4 protein-coding genes are annotated in these 23,825 nt (G+C 67.0%); all 4 read left to right on the forward strand.

Translation table 11 applies throughout. The annotated features are described in order from the left end of the window. Positions 1-7 precede the first annotated feature (7 nt). The 4 genes from F0U60_RS22020 to F0U60_RS22035 are packed head-to-tail and all read left to right on the forward strand — an operon-like array spanning position 8 to position 23,823. Entirely contained in the window at positions 8-5,656 is a 5,649-nt protein-coding gene (locus tag F0U60_RS22020; protein ID WP_395822968.1) for a type I polyketide synthase, read from the forward strand. 1 nt (position 5,657) lies between these two features. Further along, on the forward strand, positions 5,658-11,420 hold the full coding sequence (locus tag F0U60_RS22025; RefSeq protein WP_395822970.1) for a type I polyketide synthase: 5,763 nt from the start codon (positions 5,658-5,660) through the stop codon (positions 11,418-11,420). Beyond that, the gene (locus tag F0U60_RS22030) at positions 11,421-17,195 is read left to right on the forward strand and encodes a type I polyketide synthase (RefSeq protein ID WP_395822972.1); all 5,775 of its coding nucleotides are present in this window, start codon (positions 11,421-11,423) and stop codon (positions 17,193-17,195) included. Beyond that, entirely contained in the window at positions 17,188-23,823 is a 6,636-nt protein-coding gene (locus tag F0U60_RS22035) for an SDR family NAD(P)-dependent oxidoreductase (protein WP_395822974.1), read from the forward strand. Before F0U60_RS22030 ends, F0U60_RS22035 begins: the two co-directional genes overlap by 8 nt. Positions 23,824-23,825 lie beyond the last annotated feature (2 nt).

Below are 23,825 nucleotides of genomic sequence, written 5' to 3' on the forward strand. Positions count from 1 at the left end.
CAGGCCCGTGAGCACGATCGACTATGAGTCTCGGCTAAAGCAAGCGCTTGTCGCTATGCAGAAGATGAGCACCCGGCTCGAAGCGCTGCAGCGCTCGAAGACGGAGCCCATCGCCATCATCGGAATGGGCTGCCGATTCCCCGGTGGTGCCAATTCTCCCGAGTCGTTCTGGCGCCTCCTGCGAGATGGCGTCGATGCCACCCGACAGGTTCCTGCCGACCGGTGGGATGCTGACGCGCTGTACGATCCAGATCCCGAGACCCCAGGGAAGATCTACGCGCGGAGGGGAGGGTTTCTCGAGCACGTCGATCTCTTCGACGCCGAGTTCTTCGGCATCTCCCCGCGGGAAGCCAGGTCTATCGATCCGCAGCAGCGGCTCGTGGTCGAGGTGAGCTGGGAGGCACTCGAGAACGCCGGCTATGCGCCCGCTCGACTCTCGGGCAGTACGACGGGTGTTTTCATGGGCGCGGGGATCGACGACTACGCCCAGTTCCAGCTGCGCTCCGACGATCTCCAGCGCATCGATCCCTATTCAGGCACCGGCACGAGCCTCTGCTTCTCCGCCGGCCGCCTTTCGTACCTGCTCGGGCTTCAGGGTCCGAGCCTCATGGTGGATACGGCCTGCTCGTCCTCGCTCGTCGCTGTCCATCTCGCCATCCAGAGCTTGCGCAATGGCGAGTGCCGGATGGCTCTGGCGGGGGGCGTGAATCTGATTCTCTCGCCCGAGATCTCGGTCTTCCTCTCCAGGGCTCACGCGCTCGCGCCCGACGGTCGGTGCAAGACGTTTGACGCGTCGGCTGACGGCTATGCACGCGGCGAGGGTTGTGGCGTGGTTGTGCTGAAGCGGCTCTCCGACGCTCAGCAGGACAAGGACAGGATTCTCGCCGTCATTCGTGGCTCGGCGGTCAACCACGACGGCCCGAGCAGCGGCCTGACCGTGCCCAATGGACTGGCTCAGCAGGCTCTCCTTCGTCAGGCGCTGTCGAATGCGAAGGTCGAGCCGGCACGGGTGGGCTACGTCGAAGCGCACGGAACGGGTACGCCGCTCGGTGATCCGATAGAGCTCGAGGCGCTGGGTTCCGTACTCTCAGAGGGGCGGAGCCGAGAGACTCCACTCGCCCTCGGCTCAGTGAAGACCAATGTGGGGCACCTCGAATCAGCGGCGGGAGTGGCCGGTCTGATCAAGGTCGTGCTGGCGCTTCAGCACCGGGAGATTCCTCCGCATCTGAATTTCGAGCGGCTGAATCCACGTGCCTCGCTGGAAGGCATTCCCGCGGTGATTCCGACGCGACGGACGTCGTGGGAGGCGATCGGCGGGGCTCGCATCGCCGGGGTGAGCTCGTTCGGTCTGAGCGGCACCAACGCCCATGTCGTGCTGGAGGAGGCGCCAGAGCCGCAGCCGTCGGCCAGCGTCGCAGCCGAGCCAGCCTCGTTCGAGCGGCCACTCCATGTCTTCGCACTCTCCGCCAAGAGCGAGCGTGCACTTCGGAGCGCGGCGAGCAATCTTTCGAGCTATCTGGCGGCCGCGGAGCGGGAGAACCCAATCCCACTGACCGACGCCTGTTTCACCGCCAATGTGGGGCGGTCGCATTTCAGCCAACGGGCCATCGTGACCGCGGAGAGCACGGCCACGCTCCGCGAGCGACTGGAGAAGCTCGCGTCAGGGATGGCGGTGCCGGGCGTGCAGGAGGGGCAGACCGTGGGCGCCGCGCCCCGCGTCGTGTTCTTGTTCTCCGGACAAGGCTCTCAGTACATCGGAATGGGGCGCCGTCTGTACGAGACGCAGCCCACGTTCCGCAGCGTGCTGGAGCGCTGCGATGAGCTGATTCGCGATCGGCTCGGCCGTTCGCTTCTGTCGGTGCTCTACCCGGAACCTGGGGCCACCTCGCCTCTGGACGAGACGGCCTTCACCCAGCCCGCGCTCTTCGCGATCGAGTACGCCCTGGCGGAGCTCTGGCGCTCCTGGGGCATCACGCCGTCCATGGTCATGGGCCACAGCGTAGGCGAGTACGTGGCCGCCTGTGTGGCGGGGGTGCTCCGGTGGGAGGATGGCCTGCGGCTCGTGCTTGAGCGGGGTCAGCTCATGCAGACCCGGACGGTGCCGGGAGACATGGCGGCGGTGTTCGCCGACGAGTCGGAGGTGCTCGCCGCGATCGCAGCGCATCGGGAGTCCGTCTCCATCGCGGCCTACAACGGTCCTTCCGAGATCGTGATCTCCGGTGCGCGCGAGGCCATGCAGGAAATTCTCGGTGCGCTCACAGCGCGCGGGGTGAAGACGCGAAAGCTGAACACCTCGCATGCGTTCCACTCGCCGCTCATGGACCCGATGCTCGATGAGTTCGAGCGAGTGGCCTCCCAGCTTGCGCATCAGGCTCCACGAATCACCCTTGTCTCCAACGTGACCGGGCGCGCCGCCGGGCAGGAGGTGTTCTCGAATCCGAGTTACTGGCGTCAGCACGTCCGCGCGCCCGTCCGCTTTTCCGAGGGACTCCGGACGCTTCATGAGCGGGGCGCCACCCTCTTCGTGGAGATAGGTCCGAGTCCCATCCTGAGCGGCCTGGGGCAGCGCATCCTTCCCGAGGGGGCGGTGACCTTCCTGCCCTCGCTCCAGAAGAATCGGGACGATTGGACGCCGATGCTCGAGAGCCTGGGTGCGCTCTACGTCCGCGGAGCGAACGTCGATTGGGAGGGGTTCGATCGGGATTACTCGCGGCGCCGGACGTCGCTGCCCACCTACCCGTTCCAGCGAGAGCGGTTCTGGATCGAGCGCGGTCCTCGCGCCCATGCGACCCATCCGTCACGGCCATCACTCCTCGGGCGACGGATGCGCTCTCCTGCGCTCGAGCAGATCGTCTTCGAGTCCGAGTTCAGCGCCTCGCGACTGCCCTTCCTGGCGGATCATCGCATCTACGGAGAGGTTGTTGTTCCCGGTGCCTGCCATCTGGCCATGGCCTTGGCTGCGGGGCTCGAGCTCTTCGGGGCAGGACCCCTCATGTTGAAGGATGTGGTCTTTCCCCAACCGCTCATTGTGCCCGAAGGCCAGTCTCGGTCGGTCCAACTCCTCCTGAGCACTCCCTGCGAACCGGGGACGCCCGTGTCGTTCCGGATCGTCAGCGCGGCGGAGGGTGAGCCCACCTGGACCGAGCATGCCGTGGGGACGCTGCTGCGCGAGCGCGTGGCAGGGCAGCCGGTGGCCCCCGAGCCAGCTTCCTCGCTCGATGTGCGCAATGCGCATGACGCGGAGGCGGTGTCGGCACTCGACGTGTTCTATCGGCCGTTCTTCGAGGCGGGCCTTGAGCTGGGTCCCTCCTTCCAATGGCTCACCCGAATCTGGCGGCGGAACGGCCAGGCGTTGTCCCAGATGCAGGAGCCGGAGGAGGCCAGGCGCGCCGATGTATTCCCCGTGCATCCGGGGTTTATCGACGCCTGCTTTCAGCTCTTCGACTCGAGCCTTCCTCCTGCCGCCCGGGCCACCGTCTTCGTCCCCGTCGCGGTCGACTGCTTGCGGTGGAGCGGTACACCTGGAGCGCGGCCTCGCTGCCTGGTGTCAGTACGCGAGGCCTCGAGCGCCAGCCGGGAGCACCTCGTTGGCGAGGTGCGTGTGGTCGATGCGACCGGGCGTACCGCGCTCGAGATGGACGGTGTCTCGCTCCGGAATGCGCCCAGGGAGGCTTTGCTGCGATCGGTGCGCCAACGACTCGATGACGCGCTGTACGAAGTCGAATGGCGGAGTGCCCCTTCGAGTGCCGTGACGGAGGTGATCACGGAGTCCTCGGGCCGGTGGCTGGTTCTCTCGGAGCGAAACGGTCCCGGAGCCGCGCTGGCCGCCCGGATGGCGAGCCGTGGGGTCAGTTGCGTGCTCGTGTCGCCGGGTGAGACGTACGCACGCCTGGGTGATGTGCAGTTCACGGTGAACCCGCGAGAGCCCGCTGATTTCGTGCGTCTGCTCGAGGCGCTCGGTGCTCCTGGCGAACCTCCACTGCGCACGATCGTTCATGCATTCGGCGTTGGGTTGCCCACGTCCATTGAGGCAAGCCTCGCGTCTGGGTGCGGCAGCCTTCTCCATCTGGTTCAGGCGCTCGTTCCCTCCGTACACGCCGCGTCTGCGAAGCTTTGGGTCGTCACCGCAGGAACCCAGCCGGTTCAGCCCGGAGCCGACGTTCGTGCCAGCGCATACGCCTCGCTGTGGGGGATGGCGCGGTGCCTGGCCGCGGAGCATCCGGAGCTCTGGGGTGGACTCGTCGATCTGGATCCAGCGGCTGCGGACGAGCTGAGCGCCGAGCAGCTGGAGCGCGAGCTGGGCGGGTCAGCTCGAGAAGATCAGGTCGCCTATCGTGCGGGAGTCCGGCATGTCGCCCGTCTGTGTCGGCGCAGCGCGTCTGGAGGTGCGAGGAGCCCGGTGGCTCTGCGCGCGGACGGTGCCTATGTGATCTCTGGCGGGATGGGAGGCCTCGGGCTTCGGATTGCGCGATGGATGGTCGAGCGCGGGGCTCAGCGTCTCGTACTGGTGGGGCGTAGCGGCCCGTCGGAGCACGCGCGTAGCTCCATTCAAGAGCTGGAACGGGCGGGCGCGCAGGTGCTCATCGTTCAAGGAGACGTCTCGCGGCCGGAGGATGTCACCGCGGCGTTGAAGGTGGCGAGCGCTGATGGATGGCCCCTCCGGGGCATCGTCCACGCGGCGGGTGTTGTCCAGGATGGGGCGCTCCTTCGCCAGGATTGGAAGCGGTTCACCCAGGTACTGGCTCCCAAGGTAGCTGGAGCCTGGAACCTGCACGAGCAGACGTTGGGGCAGCCACTCGACTTCTTCGTGCTCTTCTCCTCGGCGGCCTCGCTGTTGGGTCCACGCGGCCAGGGCAACTACGCGGCTGGCAATGCCTTCCTCGATGCGCTGGGGCATGCCCGTCGCGCGATGGGGTTGCCCTCGCTTTCGATCAACTGGGGGCTCTGGGCGGGAGTGGGGATGGGGGCGGGCCGCGATCCCAGTGCCCGGAGGACCCTGAGCACGCAGGGGATCGAAGCCATCCAACCCGAAGAGGGCATCCGGCTCTTTGAAGAGTTGCTCAGTGGGCGCTCGGCTCAGGTGGCTGTCATTCCCATACATTGGCCCACGTTCGTGGAGCAATCGCTCGCGGGTCGTGCTCCAGCGTTCCTCGAGGAGCTTGCTGGCACCACCCCCGCCAGACCCACGGCCGAGGCTCCTCGAGCCCAGGGGGCGGACATGGCGGAGCGGCTCGCCTTGGCCTCTCCGTCCGAGCACAAGGACTTGCTGACTGCTCTCGTTCGAGAGGAGGTCAGCCGGGTGCTCGGGCTGGAGCCGTCTCGTCCTTTGAAGCCACAGCATCGCTTCTTCGAGGCGGGAATGGATTCGCTGATGGCGCTCGACGTTCGGCGGAAGCTACAGCTCAGATTGGGTCCAGGGTTTGAGCTTCCCTCGACCCTTGTTTTTGATTACCCAACCATTCAAGAGCTTGCACAATACCTGGTCAAACAGGTATCCAAGTCGAGTCCGTCGGCGCAGCAGGAAGAGAAAGCCCCCGCGGATGAAGCGCGGAGCGACGCGAACTCGGTTGTGCTCGATGTCCTGTCTCGGCACGAAGTAGAGGCCAGGCTGGATGAGAGATTGGCGGCCATCGAAGCTTCCATGGTGGATGATTGAAATGAGCACGACTCCGAATACGCCGGAACAGGGTGAGGAACTCGGGCGCCTCAAGCGTGCGTTGGCTGCGCTGGAGAAGATGCAAGCCCGGCTGGATGCCGTCGAGCGAGGTCGGACGGAGCCGATTGCCATTATCGGAATGGGTTGCCGTTTTCCCGGCGGCGCCAATGATCCGGAGACGTACTGGCACAACCTCATCCAGGGAACGGACGCCATCTCGGAGGTTCCCTCCGATCGATGGGATATCGATGCCTTCTATGACCCGAATCCCGACGCGCCCGGGAAGATGTACACGCGTTGGGGCGGGTTCTTGAAGAATTGGGAGGTCGATCGATTCGACGCCCGCTTCTTCGGCATTGCCCCGCGTGAGGCCGAGGCCATTGATCCTCAGCACCGCCTCCTCTTGGAGGTGAGCTGGGAGGCGTTGGAGCGTGCTGGTGTGGCACCGGGCAGCCTGGCGGGTAGCCCGACCGGTGTCTTCTTCGGGCTCATGGCGAGGGATTACGACATCCTTCAAGTGAAGGCTGGAAATCCCTCACGCATCGATGCGTATTACGGGACGGGAAACGAGACGAGCTTCGCGGCGGGTCGTCTCTCCTATCTCCTTGGCCTGCGCGGTCCCAGCCTGGTGGTGAGCACGGCCTGCTCATCCTCGCTCGTGGCCTTGCACATGGCGTGTCAGAGCTTGCGGAGCAAGGAGTGCAACCTGGCGCTGGCCGGTGGGGCGAATCTGATCCTCTCGCCAGAGTACACGATTGCCTCCTGCCGCCTCCGTTCCCAGTCGCCGAACGGTCGTTGCAAGAGCTTCGATGCGAAGGCGGATGGCTACGTGCGCAGTGAAGGGTCCGGAGTCGTCGTGCTCAAGCGTCTGTCGGACGCCGTGGCGGATGGCGACAGGATTCTCGCGGTCATTCGAGGCTCGGCTATCAACCACGACGGCGCGAGCAGTGGGTTGACCGTTCCCAGCGGTCCCGCGCAGGAGTCACTCATCCGAGCGGCTCTGGCTGCAGCCAAGGTCGAGCCTGAGCAGGTCGTATACGTGGAGTCGCACGGTACGGGGACCTCTCTCGGCGACCCGATCGAGGTGCGTGCGCTGAGCGAGACCCTGTGCAAGGGACGCGATCGCTCGCGACCGCTGGTGCTTGGCGCCGTCAAGACGAACGTCGGACACCTCGAAGCCGCGGCGGGAATGGCGGGCCTGTTCAAGGCCGTCCTCGCGCTTCAGCACGGACAGGTGCCACCCAATCTGCATTTCTCTCAGCCATCCCCGCACATTCCCTGGAACCAACTGCCACTGCTTGTGCCGACGAAGCCGGTTCCGCTCCCGGCGGGGAAGGGGAGGGCCATCGTTGGGGTCAGCTCCTTCGGGCTGAGTGGAATCAACGCACACGTGGTCCTCGAGGCCGCCCCGGAGGCACCTCCTGCAGAGGCAGCCGGCGCGGAGGAAGCCCAGTCCAGCAACGCGGAGCCCGTCCTTGTCCCGCTGTCGGCCCGAAGCCCGGAGGCGCTGCGCGCGTTGGCAGAAGCGTATGTGCAGCGGGCTCGAGACCCAGAGCTGCGCGCGACGCTCCGGGACATTGCCTATACCGCCGGAGTCCGGCGCGATCACTTCGAGCACCGGGTCGCGTTGCTCTCTACGTCGAGGGAGGAGCTTGCCACCCAGCTCGAGGCCTTCCTGCGTGGGGAGTCGAGCCAGGGCTTGCTGGTGGGCGAACCCGCGACCAGCGCTGCTCGCAAGGTTGCCTTCATCTTCTCCGGTCAGGGGTCCCAGTGGATCGGAATGGGCCGGCAGTTGCTCTCCAGTGAGCCCGTATTCCGCGAGGCGCTCACCCAGGTGGACCAGGCCCTGCGTGAGCACGTGAGCTGGTCGCTGCTGGACGTCCTGGCCGCTGACAAGGAGCGCGCCGGGTTCGACAGGGTCGAGGTCGTACAGCCCGTGCTGTTTGCCGTCCAGGTGGCGCTTGCGGCGCTCTGGCGCTCGTGGGGCATCGAGCCCGACGCCGTGGTGGGGCATAGCATGGGAGAGGTCGCAGCGGCCCATGTCGCCGGTGCACTGCCGTTGGCAGAGGCTGCGCGAGTCATCTGCTTGCGAAGCCAGCTCCTGAGCCGCGTGAGGGGTCAAGGTGGCATGGCGCTCGTCGAGCTCTCTCTCGACCAGGCACGTGAACACCTCCGGCCGTACGAGGGGCGGCTCTCCATTGCGGCCAGTAACGGCCCGCGGTCAACCGTTCTCTCCGGAGAGCCGGCGGCGCTCGAGCAGGTGCTCGCGTCCCTGCGGAGCCAGGAGGTCTTCTGCCGCCTGGTCGATGTCGACGTTGCCTCGCACAGTCCGCAGATGGATCCCCTGGCTCCCGAGCTGGAGCGGGGACTGGCGGTGCTCGCGCCGCGCGCCGCCACCGTGCCCTTCTACTCGACGGTGGTGGGCGAGGTGCTCGATAGCCGGCGGCTCGATGCGGCCTATTGGGCGCGGAATCTGCGCTCTCCGGTCCTCTTCTTCCAGTCCATGCAGCGGCTGGTGGCGGCGGGCTTCGAGCTGTTCATCGAGGTGAGCCCGCACCCGGTGTTGTTGCCGGGCATCGAGGACGAGTTGCGCCGCGGCAGTCGTCCGGGTGTTGCGGTCGCTTCACTCCGAAGGGGTGAGCAGGAGAGGGGATCGCTGCTCGCATCACTGGGTGCCCTCTACGCCCGAGGCGCAGCGGTGGACTGGCGCAAGCTCCACACGCGCGCTGGGCGTTGCGTTCCCCTGCCTTCCTACCCCTGGCAGAGGCAGCGTTTCTGGTCCCTGGGCACGTCTGCCGTGCCGACGTCGCGGCCAATGGCGGAGGATCCTGGCGATGCGCAGCCGGTGGATGGCACGCCCGTGCGTTTCTACGACGCCCTGTCGAAGGCTCGTGGCGCCGCTGTGGACGAGTCCTATCTGACCTTCGGCCTGCTGCATGAGAAGAAGCCAGGCTTCTCGTGGCTGCGCGTGGCCTATGGCCTCGATCCGGTGGAGGAGCACATGCGCCTCCTGCTGCACTCGCAGCGAGCGCTCCGGAACGTGCTGCTCGACAGCGTCGACTTCTCTCGCGTCAGGTCGGTGTGGGACATCGGCTGTGGATACGCGTCGGACATCATCGCCCTGGGCGAGCGCCATTCGCACCTCGTGCTGCATGGCCACACGCTCTCTCGCGAGCAGGTGGAGCTCGGGCAGCGGAAGATCGACGCGCGCGGGCTCGGTGAACGCGTCCGTGTCCTCCGCCGCGACAGCAGCAAGGACGCCCCTCTGGAGAGTGCGTACGACGTGATCCTCGGCTTCGAGGTGGCGACGCACATCAAGGAAAAGCACGCGCTGTTCCGGAACCTCTCGAGTCATCTCCGCGAGGGCGGGTTCATGCTCCTGGCGGACTTCGTCGCGAACTCGGGTTCTGGCGTCGATGTGCAGGACATCGCCTCGTACAACTCCACGCCCAGTCAGTGGGTGGAGCTGCTGAGCGAGCACGGTTTCCGGCTGGTCGAATGCGTGGACGTCAGCCAGGAGGTCGCCAACTTCCTCCATGACGCGGACTTCGATGCCAACCTGGCCCACCTCGAGAAGGCGGTGGGGATCAGCGCCATCGAGAAGCGCAACTACCAGGCGATGAGGAACTTCGGGGCCGCGTTGGAGCGGAAGATCCTCTCCTACGTCCTCTTCATCGCGCAGAAGGACACGCACGTTCGAAGCGCCTACCGGCGGCACCTCAATCGGACGTGGGTCGAGGCGCCGACGCCGTACTCGGCTCGTGAGTCGATGATTCCGGGCCGGGACTCGGAGACCTCGGAGTGGCTGTACGAGGTCGCCTGGGAGCGCAAGGCCCGCGCCGCCATGCCCGTGACAATGGCGCCGGGCGCCTTCCTGATCCTCGCGGACCGGGCGGGTGTTGCGAGCGCTCTTTCCGCACGGCTGTCGGAGCAGGGCGTGCGTTGCATCCTGGTTGAGCCCGGTGCGGCCTATCAGCGCGCGGAAGGCCGCTTCGTGGTTCGCCCGGGAGAACCGGGCGACATGGTCCAACTGGTGAAGGATGCGGTGGACTCTGGAGCCCCGGGCATTCGAGGCATCATCCACCTCTGGAGTCTTCTCGCCGCGCCGCATGAGGAGACCACCACGGCGACGCTGCGCGAGGCTGAGCAACTGGGGTGTGGGAGCACGCTCCATCTCATCCAGGCGCTTTCCCGCGCGAGCTCGCGGAAGCCGCCCCGGTTGTGGCTCGTCACGCGTGGCGCTCAGCCCATCGCGAGCAGTGGGGCCGGTCCTGCGACGATGTCCCCCGCGCAGGCGCCACTCTGGGGCCTTGGCCGTACCCTGGCCCTGGAAGTGCCGTCGCTGTGGGGTGGGTTGGTGGATGTGGATCCCTCTGCCTCGGCGTCTGATATCGCCAAGCAGCTCGCAGAGGAGGTGCTTCACCCGGACGGAGAGGATCAGCTCGCGCTTCGTGGGGGAGCACGCTTCGTCGCGCGTCTGGTGCACCCGGCCCCCTTCGAGCCGCTCCCTGTCACGTTGCGTGACGACGCGAGCTACCTCATCACGGGTGGGCTCGGCGACCTGGGGTTGAAGTGTGCGGCCTGGATGGTCGAGCGTGGCGCTCGGCGGCTTGTCCTCCTGGGCCGTACCGGGTTGCCAGCTCGCTCCGAGTGGCCGAGCGTGGATCCTCAGAGCAGGCAGGGGCAGCAGATCGCCGCCGTGCGAGGGCTCGAGCAGAAGGGCGCACACGTACGGATTGCCGCTACCGACGTGGCTGACGAGCCCCGGTTGCGCACGCTCTTGTCGGACCTGCGCCAGGACGGGTGGCCTGCGATTCGTGGCGTCTTGCACGCGGCGGGCGTGGCGAATCCCAAGTCGCTCGTCGAGCTGGATGCCGCCGGTCTGGATGCTGTCTTCCGTTCCAAGGTCGAGGGGAGCTGGGCCCTGCATCGGGTGCTCGAGGGCGCACCGCTCGACTTCTTCGTGCTCTTCTCCTCCGGCTCCGCGCTCATGAGCTCGCCCATGTTGGGGGGCTATGCGGCGGGGAACGCCTTCATGGACGCGCTCGCACACTCCCGGCGTGCGCAGGGCCTGCCAGCGCTGAGCATCAACTGGGGCTTCTGGGCCGAGGTGGGAATGGCTGCCCGGGAGGCTCGTGGCCTGTCGCAGGGCATGGAGAGCTTCACCCCCGACGAGGGTCTGGCCGTCCTGGAGCGGCTGCTCGGACAGCAACTCCCCCAGGTCGGGGTGATGCGGCTGGATGTCGAGCGGTGGATCTCTGCCTATCCCGCTGCCGGCCAGTTCCCGATCTTCTCACGGCTGCGACGTGCGAGTGCGAAGGCAACCACGGCCGGGCCAGAGGTCCCCAGCGTTCGCGAGGCCCTCGCCGCGCTCGCTCCCGGCTTCCGCCGGCGCTCGATGCTCGAGCAGCACGTGCGCGAGCAACTCGCCCACGTGTTGAAGATGCCGCCGGCGCAGCTCGAATTGGAAACACCGCTGCATGACCTGGGGATGGACTCGCTGATGGCCATCGAGATCCGCAACCGCCTCGAGAAGAGTCTCGAGCTCGTGTTGCCGGCGACGTTGGTCTTCACCTATCCGACAGTCGCCGCGCTCGTCGTCTTCCTGTCCGACACCATGGGATTGCCGCTCGAGGCCCCGCGCGAGACCGCTGTGCCGGATGACGTCGCAGCCACCGCCGCGGAACTCGACGCGCTCTCCGAAGATGAAATGGCCGCCCGTCTGGCCCAAAAGCTGGCAGCCCTCAACAAGGGAAGAAAGTAAATGAGCTCTGGAACCCAGGATCATCGGAGTCTCCTCAAGCAATCGTTCCTGGAGATCGAGCGGCTCCAGGCCAGGCTCGAATCGCTCGAGCGAGCGAAATCAGAGCCCATCGCCATCGTTGGCGTCGGCTGCCGCTTCCCGGGTGGCGGTGACGATCCGGCCTCGTACTGGGCCTTCCTGCGCGATGGCGTGGACGGCATCACGGAGATCCCCTCGGAACGTTGGGACATCGACGCCCTCCACGATCCCAATCCCGAAGCGCGCTGGAAGATGACCACGCGCCGCGCCGCCTTCCTCAAGGACGTCGACCGTTTTGATGCCCAGTTCTTTGGCGTCTCTCCCAGAGAAGCCGCGAGCATGGACCCTCAGCAGCGCCTGCTCTTGGAAGTGGCCTGGGAGGCGCTCGAGGATGCCGGGGTGCCTGCGAGCCGACTCGCGGGGAGCCGGACGGGAGTCTTCGTCGGCGTATGCAGCAATGATTACACCTGGCTCCAGCTCGCCGAGCCTGAGCGCATCGACGCGCCGTATTTTGGTATCGGCTCCTCCCACAACATCCTGGCCGGGCGGCTCTCGTACATCTGGGATTTGCGAGGACCGAATGTCGCGATCGACACGGCGTGTTCCTCGTCGCTCGTGGCGGTCCACCTGGCCTGCCAGAGCCTGCGCACGGGCGAGAGCGACATGGCGCTCGCGGGAGGGGTCAACCTCATCCTCTCGCCGCTGACCCTCATCTTCCCGAGCAAGATGCACATGCTCGCTCCCGACGGCCGGTGCAAGGCGTTCGACGCCCAGGCTGATGGCTTCAGCCGGGGCGAGGGGTGCGGCGTGGTCGTCTTGAAGCGCCTGTCGGATGCGCTGGCGAGTGGCGATGAGATCCTCGCGGTCATCCGCGGGACGAGCATCAACCAGGATGGCCGCACCAACGGGCTCACGGCGCCGAACGTGCTGTCGCAGCAGGCTGTCATCCGGAAGGCCCTGGAGGACTCCGGGGTCGAGCCGGAGCGGATTGCCTACGTCGAGTCCCATGGCACTGGGACCAACCTGGGAGACCCCGCGGAGCTGGAGGCCCTGAAGGCCGTTTTCGGACAGCGGCGGGCAGACGGTCCGAGCTGCGCCATCGGCTCGGTGAAGAGCAACTTCGGCCACCTCGAGGCCGCTGCTGGCATCGCTGGCCTCATCAAGGCGGCCCTCGCGGTGAAGCACGGCGTCATTCCGCCGAACCTGCATTTCCAGACGCCGAATCCGAACGTGAACCTGGAGGGCACGCCGTTCTACGTGCCAACCGGGAGGCAGCCGTGGCCCTCGAATGGAGCGCCGCGTGCCGCGGGAGTGAGCGCGTTCGGCTGGTCCGGAACCAATGCCCATGTGGTGCTCGAGGAGGCCCCGGCGAAGGAGTCGCGGCAGGAGTCCTCCCACGCCCCTCGCTCGCTGCTGCTGCCTCTCTCCGCCCGCAATCCCGAGGCGCTTCGTGCGCTCGCTCAACGCTACCGTGAGCTCCTGTCGGGCGGCATGAACGGAGCCTCGTTGCTCGACGTCTGCCGTGCCGCGGCGGTGAAGAGGGAACAGTTCGATCAGCGGCTCGCGGTCGTCGGCGAGGACTCGGGTGCGATGATCGAGCGGCTCAACGCCTTCCTCCAGGGCGAGGCGCGCTCGGGGCTCGTCTCCGCAGTTGCCGGCGAGCGCCGTGGGATTGTGTTCGTCTTCCCGGGTCAGGGCTCCCAATGGGTGGGCATGGGCCGGCAGCTCCTCGAGCGCGAGCCCGCCTTCCGGACGGCGCTCGAGGTCTGTGATCGGGCCATGCGGCCTTACGTGGGCTGGTCCGCGCTTGAGGTGCTGGCTGGCATCGAGGGAGCACCTCGCCTCGAGCGGATCGACGTCATTCAGCCGATCCTGTTCGCGATCGAGGTCGCACTGGCGGCCACGTGGCGCGCGCGTGGCATCGATCCGGACGCGGTGGTTGGACACAGCATGGGCGAGGTGGCCGCCGCGCACGTCGCGGGCACCCTGAGCCTCGACGATGCCGCCCGCATCATCTGCCGCCGGAGCCAGCTCCTCGCGGGGCTCAGCGGGCAAGGGGCGATGGCCGTCGTTGAACTCTCCCAGCAGGACGCGGAGCGGGCGATCGCGGGCGTCGAGGATCGCCTGTCGATTGCTGTTTGTAATGGCCCCCGCTCGACGGTGCTCTCGGGCGATCCCGAGGCGCTCGCGACCGTGCTCGCCACGCTGCAGGCGCAGGGAGTGTTCTGCCGCCAGGTGAAGGTCGACGTCGCGTCGCACAGCCCGCAGATGGAGCCGTTGCGCCCCGCGCTTTTGGACGCGCTCCAGGGGCTCCGGCCCGCGACGGCCTCCGTGCCGATCTTCTCGACCGTGACAGGGGAGCGCTCCGACGGCGCCGGGATGAATGCCGCCTATTGGGTCGACAACCTGCGCAAGCCGGTCCTGTTCTCGACGGCTGTTCGCCGGCTCATCGAGGACGGCCACACGCTGTTCATCGAGATGAGCCCGCATCCCATTCTCCTGCCACCCGTCGACGAGCTGCTTCGCGCGTCGGGGCGCAAGGGCGGCGTGTTCCCGTCGATGCGGCGCGAGGAGCCGGAGCAGGCGGTGCTGATGGAGTCGCTCGGTGCCCTCTACACCCGGGGTCATCCGATCGATTGGAGCCGCGTGTTCCCGGGCGAGAGCCGTAGCGTCAAGCTGCCGACCTATCCCTTCCAGCGTGCGCGGTACTGGAATGTCACCAGTCCCGCGGGCCTGCCTCCGGGAGCCCTCCTGGATGGCGAGGGGGCTCGCCTGGAGAGGCCCACGGCGGAGGAGGGCGCCAGCGCGTCGGAGGGGGGTTCAAACGGCATCATCGCCAGCTTCTACGATTCCCTCGTCACCCAAGCTGCTGGCGAAGACGTCCGGGGTTCGGACGACAACGAGCACTTCCTCACCTGGGGCGTCTTCCCGGAGATCATCCCGGGCTTCTCGTGGCTCCGGACCGTCTTTCGGCCGAACGAGCGCCCCGAGGATCGTGAGCGCCTGGCCGAAGCCCAGCGCGAGCTCCGGCGGGTCCTGTTCCGGGCGGTCGACTTCTCCGCTCTCAGGAACGTGATGGACTTCGGCTGCGGTCACGGCTCGGACTTGATCATCCTGGGCGAGCAGCACGAGCACCTGAAGCTCGACGGCTACACGATCTCGGGCAAGCAGGTTGAAGTCTGCAAGCAGCGGGTGCATGCGCGGGGGCTCCAGAACCGCATCCGGATCTTCCAGCGGGACAGCGCGAAGGATGACTTCCCGGGCATGTACGACCTCATCATCGGCTTCGAGGTCGCCGGGCTCATCCCCGACAAGGACGCGCTGTTCTCGAACGTTGACAGGCACCTCACCAACGGCGGTCTGCTCATCATGGCGGACTTCGTCGCGAACACGCTGTCACCCATCGAGGTCCAGGAGACGTCGACGTTCTCCAGCACGAAGGAGCAGTGGAACAAGCTGCTCTCTTCCAATCACCTTCGGCTCGTCGATGCCGTGGACGTGAGCCACGAGGTCGCCAACGGCCTGCACAACCCGGACTACGCGGCGCAGTTCGAGGCGCTCTGCAAGGAGTTGAACCTCGACGAGCTGACGCAGCGGAGCTTCGCCTCGTACGAAAACGTCTACAAGGCGCTCCGGGCGGGGCTCATCAGCTACGTCCTGTTCCATGTGCAGAAGGACCGGTTCTGCCGTCCCGAGGAGCTCTTCCACCACAATGCGAAGCAGTTCGAGCAGCTGACGCCCTACTCCGAATTCGCCGCACGACGGGATACGTCGGGGATGAACCCGGCGGACGATGAAACCAAGGAGTGGCTGTACGAGATTCAATGGCGCCGGGACACGACTCCTGCCCATCGGTCGAGCTCCTCTACGGGGCCTGGGAACTGGCTCATCCTGGGAGACCGGAAGGGGGTCGGCGAGGCCGTAGCGCGTCGTCTGGAGGAGCGAGGCGAGCGCTGCACCCTCGTTCACGCTGGGAGCAACTTCCAGCGCGTGGAGGACTTCCAGCGGCTCATCCAGGAGGTGGTTCGCTCGGATTCGCGGCCCCTCCGTGGGGTTGTGCACCTCTGGTCGCTCGATGGTGCTCCCTCCCAGGAGCCCACCCTCGACACGCTCCACTCTGCCCAGCAGCTCGGAGTCCAGAGCGCGCTCTCCGTTGTTCAATCGCTTGCCTGGGCGGGTCTCCGCGACGCTCCGCGTTTGTGGCTCGTGACCGCGGGAACGCAGGTGCCCGGCACCGAGACGAGTTCCGTGGCAATCGAGGCTGCTCCCCTCTGGGGCCTTGGCGGAACCATCACGCAGGAGCATCCGGAGCTGCGCTGCTCGCGTGTCGATCTGAGCGCCGCGCGACGGCCGGAGGAGGTCGATGCGTTCATCGAGACCCTGTGGGCAGATGGCCCCGAGGATCAGCTCGCGCTGCGAGGCTCGGAACGCTTCGTGGCACGGCTCTCGCGCTGGTCTGGCACGCGTGCTCGGTCCGCGAACGGGGAGGTGACGATCCGCTCGGATGGTACCTATCTGATCACCGGTGGCTTCGGTGGGCTCGGGTTGACGTTCGCTCGCTGGCTGGTTGATCGCGGCGCGCGCCACCTCATCCTGGCAGGCCGGAACGGAGCTCCCGAGTCCGCGAATGAGGCGCTCGCGGAGCTGCGGAAGGCCGGTGCCGAGGTTGTGGCCGCGAAGATGGACGTCGCGGATCCGGAGCAGGTCGCCCGCGTACTCGAGGAGGCACGCAAGACCCTGCCGCCCTTGCGCGGAGTCATCCACAGTGCCGTGGTGCTCGATGACGGTGTCCTGCTCCAGCAGAACCGCCAGCGCTTCGAGTCCGTGATGGCGCCGAAGGTCGATGGCACCTGGAACCTGCACCGCCTCACGCTCGACTGCCCGCTCGACTTCTTCCTGCTCTTCTCGTCGCTGGCCTCGATGTTGGGAGCGCCGGGCCAGGGCAACTACACGGCAGCCGGCGCGTTCCAGGACGCGTTCGTGTTCTACCGGCGGTCTCTTGGGCTGCCCGCGATGACCATCAACTGGTCGCCGTGGAGTGATGTCGGCCAGGCAGTCGTTCACGCCAATCGCGGCGAGCGGCTCGCGCAGGGCGGGCTCCAGAGCATCAACCCCGCGCAGGGCGTGCGTGTCCTTGAGAGGCTGCTCGCGCATACGCCGCCTCAAATCGGCGTGATGCGGCTCGACTTGCGGCAATGGCGGCAGTTCTACCCGAGGAACGCCAGCTCGCCGCTGTTCGCCGAGCTCATGCGCACGCCGAGCGCCACGAAGCCCTCCAAGGCGGCGTCGGACTCGTCCATACGTGCGTCGCTCCAGGCCCTTGAGCCCGGACCGCGTCGCCGGGCGATGCTCGAGGAACACCTCCAGTCGTTGGCGGCCCAGGTGCTGAGGATGTCACCGGACCAGCTCGACCGGAGCACCCCACTGCGCAACCTGGGGTTCGACTCGCTCGTCGCGGTCGAGTTCCGCAACCGCATCGAGGCCAGTCTGGGACTCACGCTCTCCGCGACACTGGTCTGGAATCACCCGACCATCGAGGCGTTGGCGACACACCTTGCCGACAAGATGGGGCTCGCCCTGAGCGTGGCGGAGGCCCCCTCCAAGGCTGAGCAACGACAGGACTCACTCGCCGCAGGAGAGCTCCAGGAGCTGGCGGAAGGTCTCCTCGACGAGCTGGAGGGACTGTCGAACGACGAGAGTGGCCGATTGCTGGACGGTGCTCCGAAGCGGAGCTGGCGGGAGGACATCAATGAGTAGCTTTCTCGAACGTGTTGCCGAGCTCCCCCCGGAAAAGCGTGCGGCGCTGGCTGAGCTGCTGCGTCCCGCCCCCGAGCCCATCGCGATCGTTGGCATGGCCTGCCGCTACCCCGGTGGGGTGAACGATCTCGACACCTACTGGGATCTGCTGAAGCGCGGCGGAGATGCCATCACGGAGATTCCCGCGGCCCGTTGGGACATCAATGCCTTCTACGATCCGAACCAGGGCACCCCTGGCAAGATGACGACCCGCTGGGGCGGCTTCCTCGATAACGTCGAGGGCTTCGATCCCCACCTGTTCGGCATTTCGCCCAGGGAAGCGGCGAGCATGGATCCTCACCAGCGCCTCTTCTTGGAGGTCGCCTGGGAGGCACTCGAGAACGCGGGTCAGCAACCCGAGCGACTGGCCGGGAGCAAGACGGGAGTCTTTGTCGGTCTCTACACGAGCGACTACTCCCCCGTCGCGCTGTCGGATCTCCGCGCGATTGATGTCTATACGGGCACTGGCACGGCGAACAACGTGGCCGCGGGACGGCTGTCCTACCTGTTGGACCTGCAGGGGCCCTGCCTGGTGGTGGATACCGCCTGCTCCTCATCGCTCGTCGCCACGCACCTCGCCTGTCAGAGCCTGCTCAACCGGGAGTGCAGGATGGCTGTCGTGGGCGGCGTGACGTTGCTGCTCACGCCGTTGACCCTCGTCATGGCGTCGAAGATGCAGCTCATGGCCGCGGACGGCCGCTGCAAGACGTTCGATGGGCGCGCCGATGGCATCGCGATGGGTGAGGGCTGTGGTGTGGTGGTCCTCAAGCGGTTGTCAGATGCGCGAGCCGACGGCGATCGCATCCTGGCGGTGATCAAAGGCTCCGCGATCAACCAGGACGGCCGCACGAATGGGCTGACCGCGCCCAGTGGCGCCTCTCAGCAGGTGCTGCTTCGCCAGGCGTTGTCGCGCGCCGGTGTCTCGCCGTCGCAGGTGACGTATGTGGAAGCCCACGGGACCGGGACGCCGCTCGGGGATCCGATAGAGGTGGAGGCCCTCGCGGAGGTCGTGGGTCAGCCGCGCCCGTCCGGGCCTCCCTGCGTCATCGGCTCGGTGAAGGCCAACCTGGGGCATACCGGAGCGGCTGCGGGGATCGCGGGACTGATCAAGGTCGTGCTCTCCATGCAGCACGAGGCGCTTCCGCCTCAGCTCCATTTCCGGGAGCTCAACCCCAACATCTCCCTGGAGAACACGTCCCTGGAGGTCTCGACGGAGCTGCGTCCCTGGCCCGCGGGAAAGGGTCCCCGTATCGCGGGAGTCAGTGCGTTCGGTTGGTCGGGGACCAACGCGCACCTGGTCGTGGAAGAGGCGCCTGCTGCTCCTGTCGCGCGCGCGGCGGTCGAGCGCCCGATGCACCTCCTCACGCTGTCAGCTCGGACCGAGGCTGCGTTGCGCCAGTTCGCGGAGCGCATGAGGACGTACGTCTCGGGACGCGCGGACCTGCCCCTGGCCGACCTCTGCTACTCGGCGAACACCGGCCGTTCTCACCTGGAGCACCACCTGGCCATCACCGCGGGGACGCCGGCTCAGCTCGGCGAGCGACTCTCCGCGTTCTTGGATGGGCAGCAGGACTCCGGCGTGTCGTACGGGCTGGTCGCGGGCCGCCGCACGCCGGGGATCGCGTTCCTGTTCACAGGGCAGGGCTCTCAGTACGTGGGCATGGGGCGACAGCTCTATCTGACGCAACCCACCTTCCGCCGCGCACTGGATCGCTGTGACGAGCTGCTCCGTCCGTTGCTTGGACGCTCCATCCTGTCGGTGCTCTATCCCGAAGCGGGGCAGGCTTCTCCGATCGACGAGACGGCGTTCACCCAGCCCGCGTTGTTCGCGTTCGAGTGGGCCCTTTCGGAACTCTGGCGCTCGTGGGGGATCGAGCCGACCGTCGTGATGGGTCACAGCGTGGGCGAGTACGTGGCAGCCTGCGTCGCGGGGGTCTTCTCCCTCGAGGAGGGGCTTGCGCTCATCGTGGAGCGCGGCCGTTTGATGCAGTCACTGCCGCCGGACGGCGATATGGCGGCGGTCTTCGCGGATGGGGCGCGTACCGCACGGGCGATTGCTCCGTACGCGTCGCGAGTCTCTATCGCCGCCTTCAATGGCCCCTCCGAGACGGTGATTTCCGGCGATGGCAAGGCCGTGGCGGCGATCCTCGAGACGTTGACCGCGGAGGGCGTCAAGGTTCGGCGCCTCGGGGTCTCGCACGCCTTCCACTCTCCGCTCATGGAGCCCATTCTGGACGCATTCGAGCGGGCGGCGGCGAAGACGCGCTTCAAGCCTCCGAAGATCACGCTGATCTCGAACCTCACCGGCGGACCAGTGGAGGAGGTCTCCGCCCGTGCGTGGCGTCGGCATGCACGCGAGCCGGTCCAGTTCGCGGACGGAATGGCCGCGATCAAGGCGAGGGGTGTCTCCCTTGTGGTGGAGATCGGCCCGAACGCCACGTTGCTTGGCATTGGGAGCCGGTGTCTGCCGGAAGGGGCCGCGGTCTGGCTGCCTTCTCTCCGTAAGGGGAAGGACGACTGGGAGGTACTCCTCGCGACCCTGGGGACGCTCTACACGCGAGGCGCTCCCGTCAACTGGACTGGGTTCGACAGCGACTATCCGCGGAGTCGAGTCCCACTGCCGAACTATCCGTTCCAGCATGAGCGGTTCGCGCTCAAGCGCATGGATGAGCGGGGTGCGGAGCCGCGTGGTCGGGCCGCCGGTCATCCGCTGTTGGGAGCACGCCTGCGCGTTGCGACGATGGACGGAGCGTTGTTCGAAGCGAGCTTCCGCGCGGATGAACCGTCATTCTTCAGTGAGCACCGCGTCTACGGGATGAGCACTGTCCCGGCGACCGCCTACTTGGAGGCGGCGCTGGCCGCAGCCGGAGAGGTCTTTGGACCCGGTGAGCACACGTTCGAATCCATCGACATCCAGGAGGCGCTTGTTCTGAACGACACGCCTCGCACCATCCAATACCTGCTTGGTTCCAGAGAGGAAGGCGGCACCGCGCGCTTCCAGGTTTTCAGTCTGGCGAGCAGCGGTTCTGGGAGTGAAGAGGTCTGGACGACGCACGCGAGCGGCCGGATCCGGCTCGCCTCGGACGCGGAGCCCCTGTCGGGCGCTCCGCGAGCACCAGACGAGGCACTGGACGCGATTCGGGCCCGATGCTCTCGGGGGCTCGAGCCCCGAGCGTTCTACGAGTGGCTCGAGGCGCAGGGGCTCGAGTACGGCCCACGCTTCCGCGGTGTCCAGCAGGTCTGGCGAGGGGAGGGGGAGGCGCTGGGGCTCGTCGAGCTGCCGGTCAGCGCCGCGGAGGAGGCTGGGGCCTACAAGGTCCACCCCGGCCTCCTGGATGCGTGCGTCCAGCTCTTCGGGGTCATCGAGTATCGCGAGGGCGCGGAGGATGACTCCGAGGTGTACCTGCCGGTCAGCATGGATCGATACCGGCTCCGGGGCTGTCCGGGTGCCAGGTTGTGGAGCCATGCGCGCATCCGCCCGAGCGTGGGAACATCGCGGGAGACCCTGAAGGCGGACATCCGGCTGTACGACGAGGCTGGCGGGGTCGTCGCCGAAGTCGAGGGGTTGTGCATCAAGCGCGCGCCACGTGAGACGCTCGCGCGGTTTGGTCAGGCGCAGCTCCGGAATTGGCTCCATGAAGTCGAATGGAGGGAAGAGCCTCGGAGCACTGCGGTCGACACGGTGCGGCCCGGGAGCTGCCGCTGGGTCATCTTCGCGGATCGAAGCGGTGTGGCCACGGCCCTGGTTGAACGCCTGGCGGCGCGAGGGGAGCCTGTCGTGCAGGTGCTCGCCGATGACCACCACGAGAGGGAGGGGGATCGCATCCGCATCGATCCCGAGCGGAGCGATCACGTGCGGAGCGTCGTGGAGAGTGAGACGGCTTCCGGCTCGGCGTCCATCCGGTTTGTCTATCTGTGGAGCCTCGATTCGTCAGGGCCGGTGTTGCAGGCGGACGCATCGCCCGTGGACACGCGGGCGATTGGTTCGAGCACGTTGCTTCACCTCGTTCAGGCGCTCGCCGAGAAGCAGGGCAATCACCGTCTCTTCCTCGTGACACGTGGGGCTCAGGCAACGATGCGCGAGCATGCGCCCGTTGACGCGCTCCAGGCTTCCCTCTGGGGCTTCTCGCGCACGCTCGCGTTCGAGCACCCCGATCTTCACCCGGTCCGGATCGACCTGGAGCCTGCTCGGAAGGGTGGCGGATGGAGAGAGGCGGACGCGCTGTTCGCGGAGCTGACCCGTTCCGATGCTGCTTCGGCGGAGGATGCCATCGCATTCCGCGGCTCGCTCCGCCTGGTGCCTCGGCTGATACGTCAGGCGAAGCGGGCGTCTCAGAATCGAGTGCTTCAGCTCCCCAAGGCCCCTGCGGTTCGGCTCGAAATCCACCAGCGGGGGACGCTCGAGGACCTCACGATTTGTCCGGTCGAGCGTCGCCCACCGGGCCCGGGCGAAGTGGAGATTCGTGTACGGGCCTCGGGCCTGAACTTCCGCGATGTCTTGAACGCACTGGGCATGTATCCCGGAGACCCCGGTCTGCTCGGTGGTGAGTGCGCGGGCGTCATCTCCGCAATCGGGCCGGGCGTGGAGGATTTCCGGATCGGTGACCCCGTCGTCGCGGTCATCGCCCTGGGCAGCTTCAGCTCATACGTCACGGTTCGTGCGGACTTCGTGGCGCGCAAGCCTGCGGCACTCACCTTCGCGCAGGCTGCCGCGATCCCCATCGCCTTCCTGACGGCCCAGTACGGGTTGCAGCAGCTCGGTGGAATGACCGCCGGCAGCCGCGTCCTCATTCATGCCGCCGCGGGTGGCGTCGGAATGGCCGCGGTGCAGCTGGCCAAGCGCGCCGGTGCAGAGGTGTTCGCCACCTCGAGTCCGGGCAAGTGGGAGGTGCTCGAAGCCCTGGGCGTCGAGCATCGGATGAACTCACGAACGCTCGACTTTGCCGATGAGGTGATGGCCAGGACGGGAGGGAAGGGGGTCGACATCGTCCTGAACTCACTCGCGGACGACTTCATCCCGAAGAGCCTCTCGGTTCTGCGGACGGGAGGGCATTTCCTCGAAATCGGCAAGCGCGGCGTCTGGAGCGCCTCGCAGGTCGCGGAGCGCTACCCTGGCGTGTCGTATTCCATCTACGACCTCGGCGAGGTCGGGATGCGGGAGCCGGCGCTCATCCGCTCCATGTTCCGAGCGCTGATGGCGGAGTTCGAGGCGGGGACGCTCGTGCCTCCGCCGCTCCGGGTCTACGCCCTCCAGGAGGCTGTCGAGGCCTTCAGGCACATGGCGTTGGCCAAGCACGTGGGCAAGGTGGTCATCTCGGTGGCGGACGTTGCGCCCGAGCAGGCTGCGGTTCCAATCCGGAGCGACAGCACCTACCTGATCACCGGAGGACTCGGCGCGCTCGGCCTGAAGACGGCGCAGTGGATGGCGCGGCGGGGGGCTCGGTACCTCGTCCTGGTTGGCAGGAGCGAGCCCGGACCGGATGCGCGCGGAGTGATTCGCGAGCTCGAGTCGGCTGGAGTGCAGGTGGTGATCGCGCGCGGAGATGTCGCGCGTGCCAACGAGGTCCGCGGAATCCTGGATCGGGTAGGGAGCTCGATGCCGCCGCTCAGGGGGATCGTCCACTCGGCGGGTGTGCTCGACGACGGCGTGCTGCGCCAGCAAACGGCGGAGCGCTTCAACCGGGTGCTCGCGCCCAAGGCCGGAGGCGCGTGGAACCTGCACGTGCTGACGCGTGACCTCCCGCTCGACTTCTTCGTCCTCTACTCGTCGGTCGCGTCGTTGTTCGGCTCGGCAAGCCAGGCAAACTACGCGGCTGCCAATGCCTTCCTGGATGCACTGGCGCACCACCGAAGGGCCCTGGGCCTGGCGGGCCTGAGCATCAACTGGGGCGCCTGGTCCGAGGCGGGTATGGCCGCGAGGCTCGCGAGCCGGGACATGAACCGGCTGTCAGGCCAGGGCATCGGGACCATCCCTCCCGACCAGGGAACGCAAGTCCTCGAGCTGCTGCTTGGGCAGGAGACGGCCCAGGTCGGCGTGGTGCCGATCGACTGGAGCACGTTCTTCCAGCGCAACCCGGCCAGCAAGGCCTCTCCGTTCTTCTCCGCGCTGGAGGGCGGTGGGACGGTCGCGAAGAAGGCCTCCTCGGCCTCGGTGTCGTCCGACATCCTCCCGCGCCTCCGGGAGGCATCAGCGGGACGTCGCGAGCAGCTCCTCACCGCCCATATCCGCGAGCAAGCGATCAAGGTGTTGGGTCTCAATCCGTCCCACCCCTTGAACCCGCAGCAGCCGCTCAGCGAGCTCGGCTTGGATTCTCTCACCGCGGTGGAGCTCAAGAACGCCCTTGGCCGGACGCTCGGGTGCTCACTCCACGCAACGCTGCTCTTCGACTACCCGACCATCGACGCCTTGACCCGGTATCTGGGCAAGGAAGTCCTGGGTTGGAACGCACCGGACTCCGCTCCGGAGGCGAGCACGAGCGCCGAGGACGAGGAGCAGGCCCGACGTCTCTCTGAGATTCAGCAGCTGTCGGACGATGAGGTGGCCGCCTCAATTTCCGAAGAGCTCGCGGCCATTCGGCAGGGGAGCTGACC

It is taken from the genome of Archangium minus, assembly GCF_044360475.1.
Classification (GTDB): Bacteria; Myxococcota; Myxococcia; order Myxococcales; family Myxococcaceae; genus Archangium; species Archangium minus.